This is a genomic window from Pseudomonas faucium (assembly GCF_021602585.1).
Lineage (GTDB): Bacteria > Pseudomonadota > Gammaproteobacteria > Pseudomonadales > Pseudomonadaceae > Aquipseudomonas > Aquipseudomonas faucium.
On record NZ_BQIP01000026.1, the window covers coordinates 1 to 18,796 of the forward strand.

The window sequence follows — 18,796 nt, forward strand, 5'->3', positions numbered from 1 at the left end:
TGTTAGGCCTGCCGCCAGCGTTCAATCTGAGCCATGATCAAACTCTTCAGTTCAATACTGCTTGGGTTTTTAAGAAACCCTAAACTTGGCTCAGCAATCTCAAATGACTATGTGATTTCTCGCATGGTCACTTGTGATGCTGATAATCTTTTTGACTATCAGTCCGTACTCACAAGCACCCACACGAATTGCTTGATTCAATTTGTTAAAGAGCGTTTGGTTAAGAGCTTTTCGTCTCAACCGAGGCGCGCATTCTACGCTTTCCTCAGAGCCTGTCAAGCGTTTATTTTGAAGTTTTTCGCGAGAAACTCGTTTAGCTTCAAACACTTGGCTCGCTGCGATCTCTCGTAGCGGGAGGCGAATCATACAGCGTTTAGAAGCGCTGTCAACCACCTTTTCAACCGCTATCGATCAGACGATCGAAGCACTTCCGGCACTACCTGGATTAAGTAACTCTTTGAAATCCAAGGAGTTTCTCGTTCCGACTACGCTGGAAGTGGGGCGCATTATAAGGGGATTCGAAGATGGGTCAAGGCTTAATTTCATTTATTTGAAACATTCCCGGTGAACGCTGCATCCAGCCTACGGTACCGCCCTCCCCCCGCGCTGTACTACCCTAGGCACCCGCCGCGCCACAGCGGGTATGCGCAACACCATCAACAACCCACCAATCCCTGCATAGATCGCCCACTCCCGCAGATCCGAGCGAACGATCCACAAGAAGTGCAGCAGACCCAACCCGAGAATCACATACACCAGCTTGTGCAGCTTCTTCCAACGCGCGCCCAGCCGGCGCTGGCTGTAACGGTTGGACGTGACTGCCAACGCCAACAAACCGAGGAAACCCAATGAGCCCACTATTATGTAAGGCCGCTTGCGCAACTCCACGCCCAGCTGCCCCCAGTCCAATCCCAGGATAAAGAACAGGTAGCAGAGGATATGCAGCACGATATAGGCAAAGCACCATAACCCGAGCTGGCGCCGCACCACGATCCAGCCTGACCACCCCGTTAGCTTCTGCAGAGGCGTCATGCTCAGCGTCACCAGCAAGAAGGTCAACGCGCCCAAGCCCAGGCGATCCATCATGATCTTTCCAGGGTCCGGCCCCAGCAAGCTCATCGCCGCCTCGTACAACCACCACGCCGGGAACAGGCACCCCATCATGAAGATGGCAAGTCGCAGCCAGGGATAGCGCATCAGTAGTTCTTCCGCAGGTCGAGCCCGGCATACAGCGACGCCACCTCATCGGCGTAACCATTGAACATCTGGGTCTGGCGTACATTGGGGCTGAACAGGCCGCTGGGCAGCCGCCGTTCGCGCGCCTGGCTCCAGCGCGGGTGATCGACTTCCGGGTTCACGTTGGCATAGAAGCCATATTCGTCCGGCGCCAGGCCTTCCCAGGTCGTTTGCGGCTGTTCTGCCACCAGGCTGATGCGCACGATCGACTTGATGCTCTTGAAGCCGTATTTCCAGGGCACCACCAAACGCAACGGCGCACCGTTCTGGTTGGCAAGCTCGCGCCCATACATGCCGACCGCAAGAATCGCCAAAGGGTGCATGGCCTCATCCAGTCGCAGCCCCTCTCTATATGGCCAGTCGATCAAGGCGAACCCCGATCGCTGCCCCGGCATGTGCTGTGGGTCCTTCAATGTTTCGAAGCGCACGTATCGCGCCTTCGAAGTGGGCTCCACCTGCTTGAGCACCTGCGCCAACGGAAAGCCCAGCCAGGGGATGACCATCGACCAGGCTTCCACACAGCGCAGCCGGTAGATGCGCTCTTCGAGCTGATAAGGTTTGACGAAATCCTCCAGGGCATAACGCCCCGGCTTGCCTACCTCCCCATCAACCACCACCGACCACGGCTCGGTCTTCAGGCTGCCACCGTTGGCAGCCGGGTCCCCCTTGTCGGGCCCGAACTCGTAGAAGTTGTTGTAGTGGGTGGCATCCTTGAAGGGTGTGATCGCCTCGCCATTGACCGTCACCGCCTGCCACTGCGCGGCCGCGAGCTTGTCGTTGAACCAGGCCGGGGCGGCGCCCGCCTCCACATCCGCATAGCGCGAAGCCTGCGCCGCTCGCGCCGCCAGCGGCATGGCACCCAGGGCAAGCCCCGCCAGGGAGCCACCCAACAGCGTGCGACGAGAAAGATAGAGGCCTTCGGGGGTGATCTCCGATGACTTGCAGTCGGACGACCTGGGTAGCTTGATGAGCATGACGGCTCCACAGCACTGGATGGGGGATACCAGTAAGACTATGGAGCCGGAGGGTTATTCCAGCATTAACACTTTTTTCAGGCTTTGCGACGACGCCCGCGCAGCAGGTACTGGATCGGCCCCGAAGCTGCGTAGGCGAGGAACACCAGCAGCAGGATACGGGGCGGGTCGCTGAACACCACGGCAAACACCAGCACCACCGCCAGGATCGCCACGAACGGCACGCGCCCCTTGAGGTCCAGCTCCTTGAAGCTGTTGTACTTGATGTTGCTGACCATCAGCATGCCCGCTGCAGCCACCAGCAGTGCCACCAGGAACGACAGCTTGGAGCCCTGGATGCCATAGTCACTGAACGCCCACACGGTACCGGCCACCACCCCGGCGGCTGCCGGGCTGGCCAGGCCGATGAAGTAGCGCTTGTCGGCAGTGCCGACCTGGGTGTTGAAGCGCGCCAGGCGCAGCGCGGCACCGGCCACATAGATGAAGGCGACCATCCAGCCGACCTTGCCCATGTCGCCCAGGGCCCAGCCGAACGCCAGCAAGGCCGGCGCCACACCGAAGGCGACCATGTCCGACAGCGAGTCGTACTCGGCACCGAAGGCGCTCTGGGTATTGGTCATGCGGGCCACACGGCCATCGAGGCCGTCGAGCACCATGGCGACGAAAATGGCGATGGCGGCAAAGGCGAAATACTTGCTCGCCTCGCGTGGGTCGCCAGCGCTCTGCGCGCTCATGGAACTGATGATGGAATAGAAACCGGCAAACAGGTTGGCGGTGGTGAACAGGTTGGGCAGCAGATAGATGCCGCGGTGGCGCACCTTGCGGCCTTCTGCGTCATGCCCTTCTTCAACGTGCTCATCGACAGGTAGCAGGCTTTCGGCGTCGGAGGGCTTGTTCGGCTCTTCGGGACGTTCGCTCATGGAGGGTACCTTGCAACAGGATGGAAAATGTTCGACACGGGCCTGCAAAACAGGTTCTGACAGCAGGCCACTGGTCTGCTTTATACCAGAAGCTGACTGCCAGAACGAAAAAACGCGGCCGAAGCCGCGTTTTTCATCTTTCGATAAGACTTAGTTCTTGGTCTTGTCGACGATTTTGTTGGCCGAGATCCACGGCATCATCGAACGCAGTTGCTCGCCGATGATCTCGATGCCGTGAGCGGCGTTGTTGCGGCGCTTGGCGGTCATCGATGGGTAGTTGGTAGCGCCTTCGGAGATGAACATCTTCGCGTATTCGCCGTCCTGGATGCGCTTCAGAGCATTGCGCATGGCCTTGCGGGATTCTTCGTTGATGACTTCCGGGCCGGTGACGTACTCACCGTATTCGGCGTTGTTGGAGATCGAGTAGTTCATGTTGGCGATGCCGCCTTCGTACATGAGGTCAACGATCAGCTTCAGCTCGTGCAGGCACTCGAAGTAGGCCATTTCCGGCGCGTAGCCAGCTTCGACCAGGGTTTCGAAACCGGCTTTTACCAGCTCGACGGTACCGCCGCAGAGAACGGCCTGCTCACCGAACAGGTCGGTTTCGGTCTCGTCCTTGAAGGTGGTTTCGATGATGCCGGTACGGCCGCCGCCAACGCCCGAAGCGTAGGACAGTGCAACGTTCTTGGCGTTGCCCGAGGCGTCCTGGTAGATAGCGATCAGGTCAGGGATGCCGCCGCCTTTGACGAACTCGGAGCGAACGGTGTGGCCCGGGGCTTTCGGGGCGATCATGATCACGTCCAGGTCGGCACGTGGAACGACCTGGTTGTAGTGGATCGAGAAGCCGTGGGAGAAGGCCAGGGTAGCGCCCTTCTTGATGTTCGGCTCGATCTCGTTCTTGTACAGCGCGCCCTGGAACTCGTCCGGGGTCAGGATCATCACCAGGTCGGCCGCAGCGACAGCGGTGGCAACGTCGGCAACTTTCAGGCCGTGGGCTTCTGCCTTGGCAACGGTGGCCGAACCTTTACGCAGACCGACGGTAACGTCTACACCGGAGTCTTTCAGGTTGCACGCCTGGGCATGGCCCTGGGAACCGTAACCGATGATGGCGACTTTCTTACCCTGGATGATGGAAAGGTCGCAGTCTTTATCGTAGAAAACTTTCATGAAAATACCCCTGGTTATATCTCGGCCCCTGCGGAGCCATCGCTAATTTTTGAATTTAGATGCTGAGCACTTTGTCGCCACGGGCAATGCCGGTGACGCCACTGCGCACGGTTTCGAGAATCGATGCGGTGCCGATGGCCTGGATGAAGCTGTCCAGTTTGTCGCTGGTACCGCTCAGTTGTACGGTGTACACGCTGGCGGTCACGTCGACGATCTGGCCACGGAAGATATCCGTGGTGCGCTTGATCTCGGCACGCTGTGCACCGGTGGCCTTGACCTTGACCAGCATCAGTTCACGCTCGATGTGAGCGCTTTCCGAGAGGTCGACAAGCTTGACCACTTCGACCAGCTTGTTCAGGTTCTTGGTGATCTGTTCGATCACTTCGTCATGGCCAACGGTGGTCAACGTCAGACGCGACAGGGTCGGGTCTTCGGTCGGCGCCACGGTCAGGCTTTCAATGTTGTAGTTGCGCTGGGAGAACAGGCCGACCACGCGGGACAGAGCACCGGGTTCGTTTTCCAGCAGCAGGGAAATGATGTGCCGCATATCAGGTACGCTCCGTCTTGCTCAGCCACATGTCACGCATCGAGCCATCCTTGATCTGCATCGGATAGACGTGCTCGGTACGGTCGACCGCGATGTCGATGAACACCAGGCGGTCTTTCATCGCAAACGCTTCTTCGAGCTTGGGCTTGAGGTCCTTCAGGCTGGTAATGCGGATGCCCACATGGCCATAGGCCTCGGCCAGCTTGATGAAGTCAGGCAGCGACTCGACATAGGAATGCGAGTGACGGCCGTTGTAGGCCATGTCCTGCCACTGGCGGACCATCCCCAACACACCGTTGTTCAGGTTGACGATCTTCACCGGCAGGCCGTACTGCATGCAGGTGGACAGCTCCTGGATGTTCATCTGGATGCTGCCTTCGCCAGTGACGCAGGCCACGTCCTGATCCGGGAAGTTGAGCTTGACGCCCATGGCCGCCGGGAAACCGAAGCCCATGGTGCCCAGGCCACCGGAGTTGATCCAGCGGTTCGGCTTGTTGAAACGGTAGTACTGCGCCGCGAACATCTGGTGCTGGCCCACGTCGGAGGTGACGAAGGCATCGCCTTTGGTCACTTCGCAGAGGGTCTCGATCACCGCCTGAGGCTTGATGATGTTGCCGTCGCCCTTGTCGTAGGGGAACAGGTCGCCCGTGCCGCGCCACTCGTCGATCTGCTTCCACCAGGCATCGATGGCCGCCTTGTCAGGCTGCTCGCCGATTTCCTTGAGGATGCCGAGCATTTCGCTGAGCACGCTGTCGACCGGGCCGACGATCGGCACATCGGCCTTGATCATCTTCGAGATCGACGCAGGGTCGATGTCGATGTGGATGATCTTGGCGTTCGGGCAGAACTTGGCCGGGCCGTTGACCACACGGTCATCGAAGCGCGCACCGACGGCGAAGATCACGTCGGCATGGTGCATGGCCATGTTGGCGGTGTAGCTGCCGTGCATGCCCAGCATGCCGAGGAACTGGCGATCGGTACCCGGATAGCCGCCCAGGCCCATCAAGGTGTTGGTGACCGGCAGGTTCAGCGACTTGGCGATCTCGGTCAGGGCTTCGGAGCCACCACCGAGGATCACGCCACCGCCGGAGTAGACGATCGGGCGCTTGGCGGCCAGGAGCATCTCGGCAGCCTTGCGGATCTGCCCGGAGTGGCCACGGACCGCTGGGCTGTAGGAGCGCAGCTTGACCTTCTTCGGATAGACGTATTCGAATTTTTCGGCCGGGTTGGTCATATCTTTTGGAATGTCGACCACGACCGGACCTGGGCGACCGGATTGCGCCAGGTAGAAGGCTTTTTTCAGAACTTCGGGGATCTCGGTGGCATGTTTGATCATGAAGCTGTGCTTCACGATCGGCCGCGAGATGCCGATCATGTCGGTTTCCTGGAAGGCATCGGTACCCACCATGGTGCTAGGCACCTGGCCGGAGAGGATGACCATCGGGATCGAGTCCATGTAGGCGGTGGCGATGCCGGTGATGGCATTGGTCGCGCCTGGGCCGGAGGTCACCAGTACCACGCCGGCCTTGCCGGTGGCACGGGCATAGCCGTCGGCCATATGGGTGGCGGCCTGCTCGTGACGAACCAGGATGTGCTCGACTTCCGGTTCCTTGAACAGGGCATCGTAAACATGCAGGAGAGCACCACCAGGGTACCCGTAGATGTGCTTAACGCCTTCGTCACGCAAGAAGCGGACGACCATCTCAGCGCCAGATAAAAGCTCCACGTTGTTCACCTCTAAAACGCCAGAATACCGTCCCTAGTGGACGGGTCTTAATAGGTTTACTGCCAAGCAGAGCACGAGCGAACGTCAGCACTGACTGAGCAAGTATTGGGAGCGCCCCAGAGTGTTGCGGGGTTTTCCCACCCAGCGCGAGGTAACGCGTTGCGGGGTGTAACAGGTCGGCGCGGGTGTGCGCCTCATGATCTGCTTAGCGGGTCTGCTTCTGGCAGTCCCTCTACAGCGGAATCTGGATTCTTGTGATTTGCCGCCTACAAGTCAAGAAAAATTATTGCCAATTTTTCCCCAAGATGAATTCCTGCCACCACTAAAAACCAACTCAGCAGCAGAAAAAATAAGATTTCCATAAAAAAGGGCCACAATCTGCGGCCCCTGACGGAAAAAGAGAAGAAATCAGGCGGAAGGAGCGATCAATTGATCAAACTCTGCTAGCAGGCGACGTAGCTCGCGGCTCTGCTCCGGACGGTCGGCAAACACCGTCTCGGCCATCACCAGGATTCCGGAAGCATTGGGAAGCGGCTGGCCCAGCTCGATGATGATCTTCATGCGCGGCAGGAAGATCCACTGCAGCCACTGCTCCAGGCTCAAGGTGTCGACCGCGAATGGCACGGTGCTGGCCAGGGCCTCGTCGCTTGGCGGCTCCTCGTCCCACCAACCTTGCACCTGCAGCTCACGCTCGATCAGCAGCAGGTGGTCGACGATATCCAGGATACGTTGCTCGATCATCAGGAATTGACCCTTGCCTTCTGCCGGGCCAGCGCGGCGCCAGCGCTGTCACCCTGCTTCTCGCGGGCCTGGGCGATGGTGTTCCACAACTCGGCCTGCAGGTCGGGGCGGCCATTGGCGTAGGTCAGCGCGCGGCGTGCCAGCTGCTCGGCCTGGGCCGCGTCACCCTGCGACAGGCGCACCTGGGCCAGGCGGTACAGCACTTGCGGCTCGCGTGGGGCAATGCGCTGGGCACGCTCCAGGCTCGACGCGGCACCGTTGAAATCGCCGCTGCCCTGTTGCGACTGGGCGGTGGTCAGCAGCGCCAGCACCGGGCCATCGAGTTGCTCGTCAGCCGACAGGCCGCCGGAAGCCGCGTTGCTGCGCGGAATGCCGGTCGGGGCGCTGGTGGCCGCAGGCGTGCTGTTCATCGAGGCGATGTCGAACGGCTCGTCGGCGATCGGGTTGGGGTTGGTGGTCATCGGCGCGCTGCCGACCGGCCCGCTGGTAATCGGCCCCGGGGTGATCGGCGCGGCGCTGATCGGTGCAGCGCCGTTGCCCGCCGGGAAGGTCTGGATGCCCGTGGCGCCAGCGCCCTGCGGGATCATCACGGTCACCCCGGAGTCTTCCGGCAGCGATTGCGCCTGCGCCGTGCCATTGGCCATGCCCGCCGCCGAGCGGTTGGCCGTGACCCGTTCACTGTTGGACACCCGGGTACTCGAATCGACCACCGGGATATTACCGCGCTGCACACTGGAGCAACCCTGGAGCACAGCCAGCGCCGTCAAGGCAGGAAACAGCCACTTATTCACGTCACACCTCATCAATGCAGCCAGTGCTTAATTCATCCAGCCTTTGACCCAGTCCATGACCGATTCCGCTGGATTCTGCTCGCCGCCACAGGTTGCCCCGGCAGGCGGTTCGCTGCCGCGAATATACGGCATCTGCACCGCTCCCGGACAGCTTCCGTCGGAACCCCGGCCGCTGTACGGGTCGATCCAGGCCTGCACCACGTTGTCCGGTTGCGGCATGTCCAGCGGCAGCGGGTCGGCCTTCTTCATGAAGCTGGTCCAGACCTGCAGCGCACCGGTGGCGCCGGTGAACGGCGTCTTGCCGTTGTCGTCGCGGCCCATCCACACCACCGCCAGCAGGTCCTGGCTGAAGCCGGAGAACCAGCTGTCACGCGAGTCGTTGCTGGTACCGGTCTTGCCCGCCAGGGTCAACGAGCTGGGCAGCACGTTGTACACCGAACGGCCGGTACCTTCGCGCATCACCCGCTGCATGGCGTTCTGCACCAGGTAGATCGAACCCGGGTCGAAGGTCTGCTGGATCTGGAACGGGTAGCGCTTGAGCGGCTCGCCTTCGGCGGTCAGCACGCTGCGGATACCCCGCATCGGCGTATTGAAACCACCGTTGGCGATGGTCTGGTACATGGTCGCCACCTGCATCGGCGACATGCCGCCGGCACCCAGCAGCATCGCCGGGTACGCCGGCCAGTCCACCTTCACGCCGAGCCGGCCGATGGTCTTGATGACATTGGGCACGCCCACCTCAAGGCCGAGCTTGGCAGTCGACAGGTTGTAGGAATTGGCCAGCCCTTGGTACAGATAAATGGTGCCGTGCGGGCGGCGGTCGTAGTTCTGCGGGCGCCACACCTGGCCGTCGGCGCCTTTGACCGAGAACGCCTCGTCCTGCACCCAGCTGGTCAGGGTGTACTTGCTTGGTTGCTCCAGCGCGGTCAGGTACACCGCCGGCTTGACCAGCGAGCCGATCGGCCGCACGGCATCGATGGCGCGGTTGAAGCCGGCAAAGCCAGACTGGCGGCTACCGATCAGCGCCTGCACTTCACCGGTTTCCGGGTTGGTCACCACCATCGCCGACTCGACCTGGTCAGAGCCCTTGCGCCCGGCCAGGCGCTTGAAGGTCTCATTCATCGAGCTCTCGGCCTTCATCTGCAGGATCGGGTCGAAACTGGTGAAGATGCGCAGGCCTTCTTCGGTCAAGTCTTCATCTCGGTAGTCCTGACGCAGCTGGCGCTTGACCAGGTCGAGGAAGGCCGGGAACGAGCTGTCGGCCAGGCTGCCGCGCTTGGTCACGCCAAGCGGCATCTTCTTCGCCGCGTCAACGACTTCCTGGCTGGCCACGCCCTGCTCGGCCACCAGGTCGAGGACCAGGTTGCGCCGTGCCAGCGCACGCTCCGGGTAACGCCGCGGGTTGTAGTAGGAAGGCCCCTTGACCATGCCCACCAGCAACGCGATCTGGTGCAGCTTGAGCTCCGACAGCGGCTGGCTGAAGAAGAACTGGCTGGCCAGGCCGAAGCCGTGCACCGCGCGCTGGCCATCCTGGCCGACGAACACTTCGTTGAGGTAGGCCTCGAGGATTTCGCGCTTGTCGTAGTGCATTTCCAGCAGCACGGCCATCATCGCTTCGGTCAGCTTGCGGCTGAGGCTGCGTTCGCTGGTCAGGTAGAAGTTCTTCACCAGCTGCTGGGTCAGGGTACTGCCGCCCTGGCGCATGGAGCCGGCCGAGGTGTTGACCCAGACCGCCCGGGCGATGGACTTGGGCGACACGCCAAAGTGGCTGTAGAAGTCGCGGTCTTCCGTGGCCACCAGGGTTTCGAGCAGGTACGGCGGCACCTGGTCGATCTTGATGAGGATGCGGTCCTCGAGGTTTTTCGGGTAGATACCGCCGATCATCAGCGGCTCCAGGCGAACCACATCGAGCTTGCCGCCATTGGCCCCCGAGAGCCCCGCCACGTAGTCGCCGGAAAAACGCACGCGGACGAACTGCGCCGGCTCCATGCCCTCGTAGAACTGGAAGCCACGGGTATTGAGGTCGACGTTGTTGCCGTTGACCGCCGCAGCGCCCGGCCCGTTGGCCGCGCTCTCGCGCCGATAGCCCAAGGCATCGAGCTCGGTGAGGAAGTCGTTCTTGCTCAGTTTCTGGCCGACGAACAGCTCCAGCGGCCGGGCATACACCTTGGCCGGGATGGTCCAGCGCTTGCCGGAGAACTTCTCCTGCACGACGGCATCGAGGTAGACCGCGAAGCCGGCAACGATCACCAGGCCGACCAGGCTGAGCTTCAAGGCCCAGCCCAGCCAGGCGCGCGAGCGGCCGGTCGGGCGTTTCTGAGGGGTACGGGGATTTCGGGTTCGAGTCATGGCGGCGGATTATACGCACTTTGCAAAGGCTGGGCAGGCGCCCTCTGGCGGTATGCAGGGGCGGCACCATTGACCATAATGGCGCCTTCGAATTCCCTGCCCCCGGAAGGATTTCCCGTGAGCCAAGCCTTGATCACTGCATTGCAGAACCCTGCCCTCTACCCCCACCCCGTGGACGGGTTCCAGCTCATCGAGACGCACATCTCCTGGGTCCTGCTGACGGGCGAGTACGCCTACAAGATCAAGAAGCCGATGAACTTCGGCTTCCTCGACTTCACCGCGCTGAGCCAGCGCGAGCATTTCTGTAACGAAGAGTTGCGCCTGAACCAGCGCCTGACCGAGGGCCTGTACCTCGATGTGCTACCGATCACCGGCAGCGCCGAAGCTCCGCATCTCGGCGGTGAGGGCGAGGCAATCGAGTACGCCCTGAAGATGCGCCAGTTCCCCCAGAGCCAGATGCTCAGCACCCTGCAGGCCAATGGTGAACTGAACGCCAGCCACATCGACCAGCTGGCCCGGCAGATCGCCGAATTCCACCTGCAGACCCCCAAGGTGGCCGCCGAGCAGCCCTACGGCTCGCCGGAAAGCGTGATGGCGCCGGTCGAGCAGAACTTCGAGCAGATCCGCCCCTTCCTCAGCGACAAGGCCGACCTGCAGCAGTTGGACAACCTGCAGGCCTGGGCCCGCAGCAGCTTCGATCGCCTCCAGGGCCTGTTCGCCGCGCGCAAGGCCAATGGCTTCACCCGCGAGTGCCATGGCGACATCCACCTGGGCAACGCCACCCTGATCGATGGCAAGGTAGTGATCTTCGACTGCATCGAGTTCAACGAGCCGTTTCGCATGACCGATGTCTGGGCCGACACCGGCTTCCTCGCCATGGACCTGGAAGACCGCGGCCTCAAGTGCCTGGCACGGCGCTTCATCAGCCAGTACCTGGAGCTGACCGGCGACTACGAGGGCCTGGAAGTGCTGAACTTCTACAAGGCCTACCGCGCCCTGGTGCGGGCCAAGGTGGCTCTGTTCAGCATGCCCGCCGAGGCCGATGGCGTGCAGCGCGCCACCACCCTGCGCACCTACCGCAACTATGCCAACCTGGCCGAAAGCTACAGCGCCATCCCCTCGCGCCTGCTGGCCATCACCCATGGCGTCTCGGCCGTGGGCAAGAGCCACGTGGCCATGCGCCTGGTCGAGGCCCTGGGCGCCGTGCGCGTGCGTTCGGACGTGGAGCGCAAGCGCCTGTTCGGCGAGCAGCAGCCGACGCTTTCCGGGCAGCAGGACGCCGGCATCTACGACCAGGACGCCAGCGCCGCGACCTACCAGCGCCTGCATGAACTGGCCGGCATCATCTTGCGTGCCGGGTTCCCGGTGGTGCTCGACGCCACCTACCTGAAGCACGCCCAGCGCCAGGCCGCGGCAGAAGTTGCCAGCGCCACCGGCGTGCCGTTCCTGATCCTCGACTGCCATGCCCCGGAGGCCGTGATCGCCAGCTGGCTGCAACAGCGCCAGGCAGAAATGACCGACCCGTCGGACGCCACCCTGGAAGTGGTCAAGGCCCAGCAGGCCAGCCGCGAGCCGCTGGCGGCCAAAGAACTGCCGCACGCGACGCGTGTCGATACGCAAGAAAGCGCCAGCATGGACCAGGTGATCGACCAGATTCGCCAGCGCCTGCCCGGCCTTTAACCGCGTCGAGCCTATCGCCGGCAAGCCGGCTCCCACACTGACCTCACGGGCCTATGGGCAGTGGTGGCTTTGTGGGAGTCGGCTTGCCGGCGATGGGGTCGTCAACCACCGTTGAATCCCCAATCGTCGCCACCGATGGCAAAAGGCCGCGCATTTCCCAACCCCCGCTACACTCCTTCCTGACCTGCTCGCGATTTATCCCACAAGACCCGTTCAGCCATCGCAAGGAGGCTCGATGAACGATGAATTGCAGCATCTTAAGAATCTTGGCAAGACCTCCGCGCAGTGGTTGCACGCGGCTGGTATCCACAGTGCATCGGACTTGCGTCGCCTAGGCGCGGTCGGTGCGTACCAGGCCGTGAAAACGCGAGGATTCCGGGCGTCGAAAGTGCTGCTGTACGCCATTGAAGGCGCCTTGCTGGACATGCACTGGAATGATCTGCCGGCCGAGCGCAAGCAAGCGCTCATCCAACAACTGGATGCCAAAGGCACCGCGCAAAAAAATCTGAAATAAACCGCGAAAAGGGATTGACGACGAAATGAGAATCGTTATGATTATCACAACTGGTCGCGAGACTGGTTGGATAAACTGAAAGCCCCTGGTTCGGACTCTCAGATTATCTCCTCATCAGGCTAATCACGGTTATTGACCCGGCAATTTGCCGGGTCTTTTTTTGCCTGCGATTGGCGAAAACCTTATTTGCGCAGCTGCGCGCAGTAATCCTGCGCCGGCGTGCCTGGCGTGTACCAGGCATAGTCCGCCATCCCCGCCTGCACCGGTTCGCCCACCTCGGCCAGCATCAGTACCTTGCTGTCGCCCTTGGCCCCCAAATCCTCCAGGTGCAACGGCACGCCAAGGTCCTTGCGTGCGTGATAGGCCCCAGTGAGCAACAGCGCAGGCTGTGGCGCGGCCAGCAAGCGCTCGGCGATGCGCCGATCACGCTGCTGCTGGACCGCCAGCATGGCCGGCAGCTGGCTTTCCGGCAGCAACCCACAGTGCCCCGCCCGCACTTGCTCGAGCAAAGCCGCCTGTACCGCAGGCGCATTGGACTTCACCCCTGGCAAGGGTGTCGGCTGGCGATAGGCTGCACGCATTTCGCTGGCTGACAGGTTGGCCGGCAGCAGCGCGATACGATCCTGCAGGGCCTCGCGGACGATCGGCCCATAAAGCTGCCAGTCCCAGCCGTCCTGCCAGCCCAGTGCCTTGGGCAGGTCATCCGGCAGCTTCGCTTGGCCCTGCACGGCATCCAGCTGCGCCTGCTGCTCGGGCTGCAACATCTCCAGCAACAGGCTGCCCTGCGTTCGTTGGGCCTCTAGTGCGCGCAGCAACCACAGCTGCAAGGCGTGGTGGTCGGGGTTGTCGTGCTTCTCGCCCACCAGCACCCGCGGTGCGCCAGCCAACCGCTCGACCAACTGTTCCGGGCTGATCACCTGGCCGCTGGCCAGGTCTTGAATCTGCCCCAGCGCCAGGTTGTCCCGCCCTTCGCTGCCCTGCCAGGCCGGCAGGGGCGGCAGGCTGGCCTGGCACCCCGCCAGCGACAGCAACAGGCACAGCAACGAGCCAGACAGCCATGGATGGCGCATGAGCAAAGCCTCCTAGCGGGTGATGATGAGCGGGTGGCCCCGTTCCGGATGGGGTTGTACCAGCACCTCGATGCCGAATACCGACTTGAGCGCGACAGGCGTCAGCACCTGCTCCGGCGTAGCCAGCGCATGGCAGCGGCCAGCTTCGAGCAGCAGGATACGATCACAGTAGCGCGCCGCCAGGTTCAGGTCATGCAGGATCACCAACACGGCCGCGCCGCGGTCGGCAAAGCTGCGCACGGCCTGCAGCGTGGTGTGCTGGTGCAGCGGGTCGAGCATCGAGGTGGGCTCGTCGAGCAGCAAGGTGGTGCCCGCCTCGCCCGGCCACAACTGGGCCAGCACACGTGCCAGGTGTACCCGCTGCCGCTCGCCGCCCGACAGGGCCAGGTAGCTGCGGCCCAGCAGGTGCCAGGCATCCGCCGCACGCAGGGCCGCTTCGACAATCTCGGCATCACGCAGCTGGCCGCTGTCATGGGGCATGCGGCCCATGCCCACCACTTCCTCGACCTTGAACGAAAAGCCCAGGCTGGACACCTGCGGCAACACCGCCAGGCGCCTGGCCCGCTCCGGCCCTGCCCAGTCGGCCAATGGCCGGCCGTGCAAGGTCACCTGCCCCCGGCCAGGCGCAAGTTCGCCACACAGCACACCCAGCAGGCTGCTCTTGCCCGCGCCATTGGGGCCGAGCACGCCCACCACCTGCCCCGGGTGCAATTGCAGGTTCAGGTCGTGCAGCACCTCATTGCTCCCGCGCCGCAGGTGCAGGCCCTCGACTTGCAACATCAGCTGCGCCCTCGAATCAGCAAAACCAGGAAGAACGGCGCACCGATAAATGCAGTGACGATGCCGATCGGCAATTCGGCAGGCGCCAGCGCCAAGCGCGCCACCAGGTCGGCGAAGAGCATCAGCACGCCGCCAGCCAACAACGATGCCGGCAACACCACGCGATGGTCGGGCCCTGCCAGCAAACGCACCAGGTGCGGCACCACCAGGCCGATGAAGCCGATCAGCCCCGCTGCCGCCACGGCCGCGCCCACGCCCAATGCGGTGCAGAACACCAGTTCACGCTTGAGCCGCTCCACCTCGATGCCCAGGTGCCGCGCCTCCGATTCGCCCAGCAGCAACGCATTGAGTGCCCGCGCACGGCGCGGCAACCACAGCGCCACACCCGCAGCAACGATCAGCAGCGGCCACAGCCGGTCATAGCTGGCGCCGTTGAGGCTGCCCAGGTTCCAGAAGGTCAGGGTGCGCAAGGTGGCATCGTCGGCCAGATAGGAAAACAGGCCCACCGCCGCGCCGCCCAGTGCGGTCATCGCCACACCGGCCAGCAACATGGTGGCGACGTTGGTCTGCCCGTCGCGTCGCCCCAGGCGATAGACCAGCGCAGTCACGCCAAGCCCGCCGACAAAGGCGCACACCGATAACAGATAAGGTGCCAAGACCTCGGGCATGCCGCCGAACCAGCTACCGCCGACGATCGCCACTGCAGCGCCCATCGCAGCGCCCGCGGCGACGCCCACCAGCCCGGGGTCGGCCAGCGGGTTGCGAAACAGCCCCTGCATGGCCACCCCGGACAGCGCCAGCACCGCGCCAACCGCCAGCCCCAACAGGGTGCGTGGCAGGCGGATCTGGCCGAGGATCATTTCCGCCTGCTGCAGGCCATCGCCGGCGATGGGCAGGCCCAGCAGCCGCAGGCCCGCGCGCAGGGTATCGAACAACGGCAGGCTGACCGGGCCCAGGGCCAGGGAAAGCCAGACCGCCAACAGGCACAGCAGGCTCAGGCAGATGATCAGGGTACGGGGTTGGACTCGTTGCTTCATTGCGTGATGCTGACCTTGGCCGCCGGGTAGAAGGCTGACGCCAGGTCCTGCAGGGCCATCGGCAAGCGTGGGCCCAGGCCGCCGACCAGCAGGGTCGGGTCCAGCGACAGCAGGCGTTTGTCACGCACCGCACGCGAGGTGGCCAGGGCCGGGTTTTCCTTGAGCAGTGCCTGCAAGGCCTGCTCGCCGGCCAAGGCGCGGTCGGAGAACACCACCACATCCGGGTCCAGCGCCGCCAATGCTTCATTGGAGAAGTTCTTGTAGCCCTGGTGCTCGGCCAGGTTGCGCGCCCCCGCCTGGCGCAACAGCCAGTCGCCCGCAGTGCCCTGCCCGGCAATCAGCGGCTTGGCACCCGCATGGCCCACCAGCAGCAGCACCCCGGGCGCCTTGTGGCTGGCCTGGGCCTGCTTGATCTGAACCTGCAGGGCTTCGAGTTGCTGATGGTAGCCAGCAGCCAGTTGCGCAGCCTTCTGCTCGGCGCCGAGCAAGGTGCCCAGGTGCTTGAGGTTGGCATCGACGGCGGCGAGGTCGGCCTGGCTGGAGAACAGTTCCACGCGCACACCGGCGTTGCGGATCTGCGCCAGCACCGGTGGCGGGCCCATCTCCTCGGTGCCTACCAGCACGTCCGGGCGCAAGCTGAGAATGCCCTCGGCCGACAGCTGCCGCTGATAGCCGATGCTTGGCAGCGCCTTGAGCGCCTCGGGGTGCTGGCTGGTGGTGTCGACGCCCACCAGCCGTGGCTGGCCGCCCAGTTCACTGATCCACTCGCTCAATGCACCGCCTGCACTGACCCAGCGCTGCGGCAGTTCGGCAGCCAGGGCCTGGGTGGAAGCAACGAGGGCTGCGCACAAGGCGAGCATGGCGGCGGGACGGCGCATCATCGGGTTCCTTCTGAAGGCGGGCCGCGCACCTTGTGGCAAGCGGCAGAACTGCGCACCATAGACCACCTGGCGCAGCGAATGCGGGCAATTTGATAATTATTCGCATTGAAGCGTCAAGCCATCCCTTTGTTTCACGAGCCTTCCTTGCAATGCACTTCCTTTGTACTTCCGCTGCGCTGGCCGAGGGCCACAGCCGCGCCTTCAGCGTAGACGGCATCGACCTGTTCGGCGTACGCCGCCAAGGCCAGGTGCACCTCTACCGCAACCGCTGCCCGCACCGGGGCATCCCCTTGAACTGGGCGGCAGATGCCTTCCTGGACGAGAGCGCGAGCTTGATCCATTGCGCCCATCATGGCGCCCTGTTCCTGATCGAAAGTGGCGAATGCGTGGCCGGCCCGTGCGAAGGCGAGGCGTTGCAGGCCCTGAGCTGCCGGGAAGACAGCCAGGGCATCTGGTTCACCGGTTGAGCAACACCGGCAGCGGGCGGTCGATGACGATCTGCTCGGCATCCAGCCGCGCACCATAGGCCAGCACCTCAACCCCATCGGCCACGGCAGCGCGCAACGCCTTGGCATAGGCCGCGTCGATTTCCTCGGCAGGGCGCACCGCCTCGATACCGGTGAGGTTCACGCAGTACAGCTGCACCGCACGGATCCCCTGGCGGGCCAGCGATGCCAGCTCGCGCAGGTGCTTGGCACCGCGCTGGGTCACGGCATCCGGGAAGGCCGCCACGGCGCTGTCCGGGTAGCCGAGGGTCACGCTCTTGACCTCGACATAAGCCGGCCCGTCAGCGAACTCCAGGCGAAAGTCCACCCGGCTGCCCTCCTCGCCATAGGCCACCTCGCGCTTGAGCGCGGTGAAGCCCGCCAGTTCGGCAATCACGCCGGCGCGCAGGGCCTCTTCGACCAGCGCATTGGCCCGCCCGGTATTGATGCAGGCCAGCCGGCCCTGGGGCGTTTCGCTGATTTCCCAGGTGCCCGGCAGCTTGCGCTTGGGGTCGTTGGAGCGGCTGAACCAGACTTGCCCACCTTCGCGCATGCAATTGAGCATCGACCCGGTGTTGGGGCAGTGAATGGTCAGTTGCTCACCATTGGCCAGTTCGATATCCGCCAGAAAACGCTTGTAACGGCGCAGCAGGCGCCCTTGCTCGAGTAAAGGAAAGAACACCATCAGCCCTGCCAGCTCCGCAGCCCACGGGCAATGCGCTGTACCGCCTCTTCCAGGCGCGGCAGGCTCTGGGTGTAGGCAAAGCGCACATGGTGGCCGGCCAGGTGGCGGCCAAAGTCCAGGCCGGGGGTGAAGGCCAGGTGCTCGGTTTCCAGGAAGTGCCGGCAGAAGGCGAAGGCGTCACCGCCAAAGGCGCTGATGTCGGCATACAGGTAGAACGCACCCTGCGGCTCCACGGCGATGCGAAAGCCCAGCTCGCGCAGGGCCGGCAGCAGGTAGTCGCGACGGCGGGCGAACTCGGCGCGGCGTTCTTCGAAGATCGCCAGGGTTTCTGGCTGGAAGCACGCCAGGGCAGCGTGCTGGGCCATGCTGGGGGCGCTGATGTAGAGGTTTTGCGCCAGTTTTTCCAGGTCGGCCACGGCATTGGGCGGCGCCACCAGCCAACCCAGTCGCCAACCGGTCATGCCGAAATACTTGGAAAAACTATTAAGGACGAAGGCCGAGTCATCCACTTCCAGCACGCTGGGCGCATCCATGCCGTAGGTCAGGCCGTGGTAGATCTCGTCCACCACCAGGTGCCCGTGGCGCTCGCGGGTAGCCTTGGACAGGCTGGCCAGCTCGTCGCGGCTCAGCACCGTGCCGGTCGGGTTGGCCGGCGAGGCCACCAGGGCACCGACGCTGTCCTTGTCCCAGTAGCGCTCGACCAGGTCGGCGGTGAGCTGGTAGTTGACCTCCGGCCCCACCGGCACCAGTTGCGCACCGCCTTCGACCAGGCGCAGGAAATGGCGGTTGCACGGGTAGCCCGGGTCGGCCAGCAGCCAGTGCTTGCCGGGGTCGACCAGCAGGCTGGCAGCCAGCAGCAGGGCGCCGGAGCCGCCTGGGGTGATCAGGATGCGCTCGGGGTCGACCGAAACGCCGTAGCGTTGCCCGTAGAAGCCGGCGATCGCCTCACGCAGGGCCGGCAGGCCACGCGCTGCGGTGTAGCGGGTGTGCCCGGCAGCCAGGGCAGCCTGGCCAGCCGCGACGATGGGCGCGGCGGTGGTGAAGTCCGGCTCGCCGATTTCCAGGTGGATCACATCGTGGCCGGCCGCCTGCAGTTCGTTGGCCCGCGCCAGCAACGCCATGACATGGAAGGGTTCGATGGCGCGGCTGCGCGCACTGTATGGGTGGGCCATGACCTTCTCTCAATAGGGTCTAAACTGTTGATTCTACCTTT

The 18,796-nt window shown here is 63.4% G+C and carries 18 protein-coding genes; 3 read left to right on the forward strand and 15 right to left on the reverse strand.

Features of this window, described 5'->3' with window-relative positions; genetic code table 11:
* Nucleotides 1–582: 582 nt before the first annotated feature.
* From msrQ to mrcB, 9 genes are all read right to left on the reverse strand, one after another.
* Nucleotides 583–1,197: a protein-methionine-sulfoxide reductase heme-binding subunit MsrQ gene (gene msrQ, locus L6D75_RS23185; RefSeq protein ID WP_176517395.1), complete on the reverse strand. Its 615-nt coding sequence runs from the start codon at nucleotides 1,195–1,197 to the stop codon at nucleotides 583–585.
* On the reverse strand, nucleotides 1,197–2,210 hold the full coding sequence (gene msrP / locus L6D75_RS23190; protein ID WP_176517396.1) for a protein-methionine-sulfoxide reductase catalytic subunit MsrP: 1,014 nt from the start codon (nucleotides 2,208–2,210) through the stop codon (nucleotides 1,197–1,199). The genes msrQ and msrP overlap by 1 nt, the downstream gene beginning before the upstream one ends.
* 77 nt (nucleotides 2,211–2,287) lie before the next feature.
* On the reverse strand, nucleotides 2,288–3,130 hold the full coding sequence (gene pssA, locus L6D75_RS23195; protein ID WP_176517397.1) for a CDP-diacylglycerol--serine O-phosphatidyltransferase: 843 nt from the start codon (nucleotides 3,128–3,130) through the stop codon (nucleotides 2,288–2,290).
* Nucleotides 3,131–3,280: 150 nt separating this feature from the next.
* The gene (gene ilvC, locus L6D75_RS23200; RefSeq protein WP_003250043.1) at nucleotides 3,281–4,297 is read right to left on the reverse strand and encodes a ketol-acid reductoisomerase; all 1,017 of its coding nucleotides are present in this window, start codon (nucleotides 4,295–4,297) and stop codon (nucleotides 3,281–3,283) included.
* A 55-nt stretch (nucleotides 4,298–4,352) separates the two neighbouring features.
* Nucleotides 4,353–4,844: an acetolactate synthase small subunit gene (ilvN, locus tag L6D75_RS23205; RefSeq protein WP_003250040.1), complete on the reverse strand. Its 492-nt coding sequence runs from the start codon at nucleotides 4,842–4,844 to the stop codon at nucleotides 4,353–4,355.
* Nucleotide 4,845: 1 nt separating this feature from the next.
* Complete coding sequence (locus L6D75_RS23210) at nucleotides 4,846–6,570, reverse strand: acetolactate synthase 3 large subunit (RefSeq protein ID WP_176517398.1); 1,725 nt, start codon at nucleotides 6,568–6,570, stop codon at nucleotides 4,846–4,848.
* Nucleotides 6,571–6,978: 408 nt separating this feature from the next.
* Nucleotides 6,979–7,311, reverse strand: a complete 333-nt coding sequence (locus L6D75_RS23215; protein ID WP_176517399.1) for a YqcC family protein — start codon at nucleotides 7,309–7,311, stop codon at nucleotides 6,979–6,981.
* Complete coding sequence (locus L6D75_RS23220) at nucleotides 7,311–8,114, reverse strand: tetratricopeptide repeat protein (protein ID WP_176517400.1); 804 nt, start codon at nucleotides 8,112–8,114, stop codon at nucleotides 7,311–7,313. The genes L6D75_RS23215 and L6D75_RS23220 overlap by 1 nt, the downstream gene beginning before the upstream one ends.
* Nucleotides 8,115–8,129: 15 nt before the next feature.
* Entirely contained in the window at nucleotides 8,130–10,451 is a 2,322-nt protein-coding gene (gene mrcB / locus L6D75_RS23225; RefSeq protein ID WP_176517401.1) for a penicillin-binding protein 1B, read from the reverse strand.
* Nucleotides 10,452–10,568: 117 nt separating this feature from the next.
* On the opposite strand from mrcB, the gene L6D75_RS23230 reads away from it, so the two are divergent.
* Complete coding sequence (locus tag L6D75_RS23230) at nucleotides 10,569–12,131, forward strand: bifunctional aminoglycoside phosphotransferase/ATP-binding protein (RefSeq protein WP_176517402.1); 1,563 nt, start codon at nucleotides 10,569–10,571, stop codon at nucleotides 12,129–12,131.
* A gap of 235 nt (nucleotides 12,132–12,366) precedes the next feature.
* Entirely contained in the window at nucleotides 12,367–12,645 is a 279-nt protein-coding gene (locus tag L6D75_RS23235; RefSeq protein ID WP_176517403.1) for a TfoX/Sxy family protein, read from the forward strand.
* A 182-nt stretch (nucleotides 12,646–12,827) separates the two neighbouring features.
* Here L6D75_RS23235 and L6D75_RS23240 read toward each other — a convergent pair whose 3' ends face one another.
* The 4 genes from L6D75_RS23240 to L6D75_RS23255 are packed head-to-tail and all read right to left on the reverse strand — an operon-like array spanning nucleotide 12,828 to nucleotide 16,413.
* Entirely contained in the window at nucleotides 12,828–13,715 is an 888-nt protein-coding gene (locus L6D75_RS23240; RefSeq protein WP_176517404.1) for a ChaN family lipoprotein, read from the reverse strand.
* A 12-nt stretch (nucleotides 13,716–13,727) separates the two neighbouring features.
* Nucleotides 13,728–14,495, reverse strand: a complete 768-nt coding sequence (locus tag L6D75_RS23245; protein WP_176517405.1) for a heme ABC transporter ATP-binding protein — start codon at nucleotides 14,493–14,495, stop codon at nucleotides 13,728–13,730.
* Nucleotides 14,495–15,478, reverse strand: a complete 984-nt coding sequence (locus L6D75_RS23250; protein ID WP_176517435.1) for a FecCD family ABC transporter permease — start codon at nucleotides 15,476–15,478, stop codon at nucleotides 14,495–14,497. The genes L6D75_RS23245 and L6D75_RS23250 overlap by 1 nt, the downstream gene beginning before the upstream one ends.
* A 50-nt stretch (nucleotides 15,479–15,528) precedes the next feature.
* On the reverse strand, nucleotides 15,529–16,413 hold the full coding sequence (locus tag L6D75_RS23255; protein ID WP_176517406.1) for a heme/hemin ABC transporter substrate-binding protein: 885 nt from the start codon (nucleotides 16,411–16,413) through the stop codon (nucleotides 15,529–15,531).
* 149 nt (nucleotides 16,414–16,562) lie between these two features.
* Between L6D75_RS23255 and L6D75_RS23260 the strand changes: the two genes are divergently transcribed.
* Nucleotides 16,563–16,880, forward strand: a complete 318-nt coding sequence (locus L6D75_RS23260) for a Rieske (2Fe-2S) protein (RefSeq protein ID WP_176517407.1) — start codon at nucleotides 16,563–16,565, stop codon at nucleotides 16,878–16,880.
* Here the strand turns inward: L6D75_RS23260 and sfsA are convergent.
* Both sfsA and L6D75_RS23270 read right to left on the reverse strand, forming a co-directional pair.
* On the reverse strand, nucleotides 16,870–17,583 hold the full coding sequence (gene sfsA / locus L6D75_RS23265) for a DNA/RNA nuclease SfsA (RefSeq protein WP_176517408.1): 714 nt from the start codon (nucleotides 17,581–17,583) through the stop codon (nucleotides 16,870–16,872). The genes L6D75_RS23260 and sfsA overlap by 11 nt on opposite strands.
* Nucleotides 17,583–18,755: a pyridoxal phosphate-dependent aminotransferase gene (locus L6D75_RS23270; RefSeq protein ID WP_176517409.1), complete on the reverse strand. Its 1,173-nt coding sequence runs from the start codon at nucleotides 18,753–18,755 to the stop codon at nucleotides 17,583–17,585. The genes sfsA and L6D75_RS23270 overlap by 1 nt, the downstream gene beginning before the upstream one ends.
* Nucleotides 18,756–18,796 lie beyond the last annotated feature (41 nt).

Coding starts and splice junctions, on each gene's coding strand:
- L6D75_RS23220 (WP_176517400.1), bottom strand. CDS start 8,114: ATGAGGTGTGACGTGAATAAGTGGCTGTTTCCTGCCTTGACGGCGCTG.
- L6D75_RS23215 (WP_176517399.1), bottom strand. CDS start 7,311: ATGATCGAGCAACGTATCCTGGATATCGTCGACCACCTGCTGCTGATC.
- ilvN (WP_003250040.1), bottom strand. CDS start 4,844: ATGCGGCACATCATTTCCCTGCTGCTGGAAAACGAACCCGGTGCTCTG.
- L6D75_RS23240 (WP_176517404.1), bottom strand. CDS start 13,715: ATGCGCCATCCATGGCTGTCTGGCTCGTTGCTGTGCCTGTTGCTGTCG.
- msrQ (WP_176517395.1), bottom strand. CDS start 1,197: ATGCGCTATCCCTGGCTGCGACTTGCCATCTTCATGATGGGGTGCCTG.
- L6D75_RS23245 (WP_176517405.1), bottom strand. CDS start 14,495: ATGTTGCAAGTCGAGGGCCTGCACCTGCGGCGCGGGAGCAATGAGGTG.
- sfsA (WP_176517408.1), bottom strand. CDS start 17,583: ATGGTGTTCTTTCCTTTACTCGAGCAAGGGCGCCTGCTGCGCCGTTAC.
- L6D75_RS23255 (WP_176517406.1), bottom strand. CDS start 16,413: ATGATGCGCCGTCCCGCCGCCATGCTCGCCTTGTGCGCAGCCCTCGTT.
- L6D75_RS23270 (WP_176517409.1), bottom strand. CDS start 18,755: ATGGCCCACCCATACAGTGCGCGCAGCCGCGCCATCGAACCCTTCCAT.
- msrP (WP_176517396.1), bottom strand. CDS start 2,210: ATGCTCATCAAGCTACCCAGGTCGTCCGACTGCAAGTCATCGGAGATC.
- pssA (WP_176517397.1), bottom strand. CDS start 3,130: ATGAGCGAACGTCCCGAAGAGCCGAACAAGCCCTCCGACGCCGAAAGC.
- ilvC (WP_003250043.1), bottom strand. CDS start 4,297: ATGAAAGTTTTCTACGATAAAGACTGCGACCTTTCCATCATCCAGGGT.
- mrcB (WP_176517401.1), bottom strand. CDS start 10,451: ATGACTCGAACCCGAAATCCCCGTACCCCTCAGAAACGCCCGACCGGC.
- L6D75_RS23235 (WP_176517403.1), top strand. CDS start 12,367: ATGAACGATGAATTGCAGCATCTTAAGAATCTTGGCAAGACCTCCGCG.
- L6D75_RS23260 (WP_176517407.1), top strand. CDS start 16,563: ATGCACTTCCTTTGTACTTCCGCTGCGCTGGCCGAGGGCCACAGCCGC.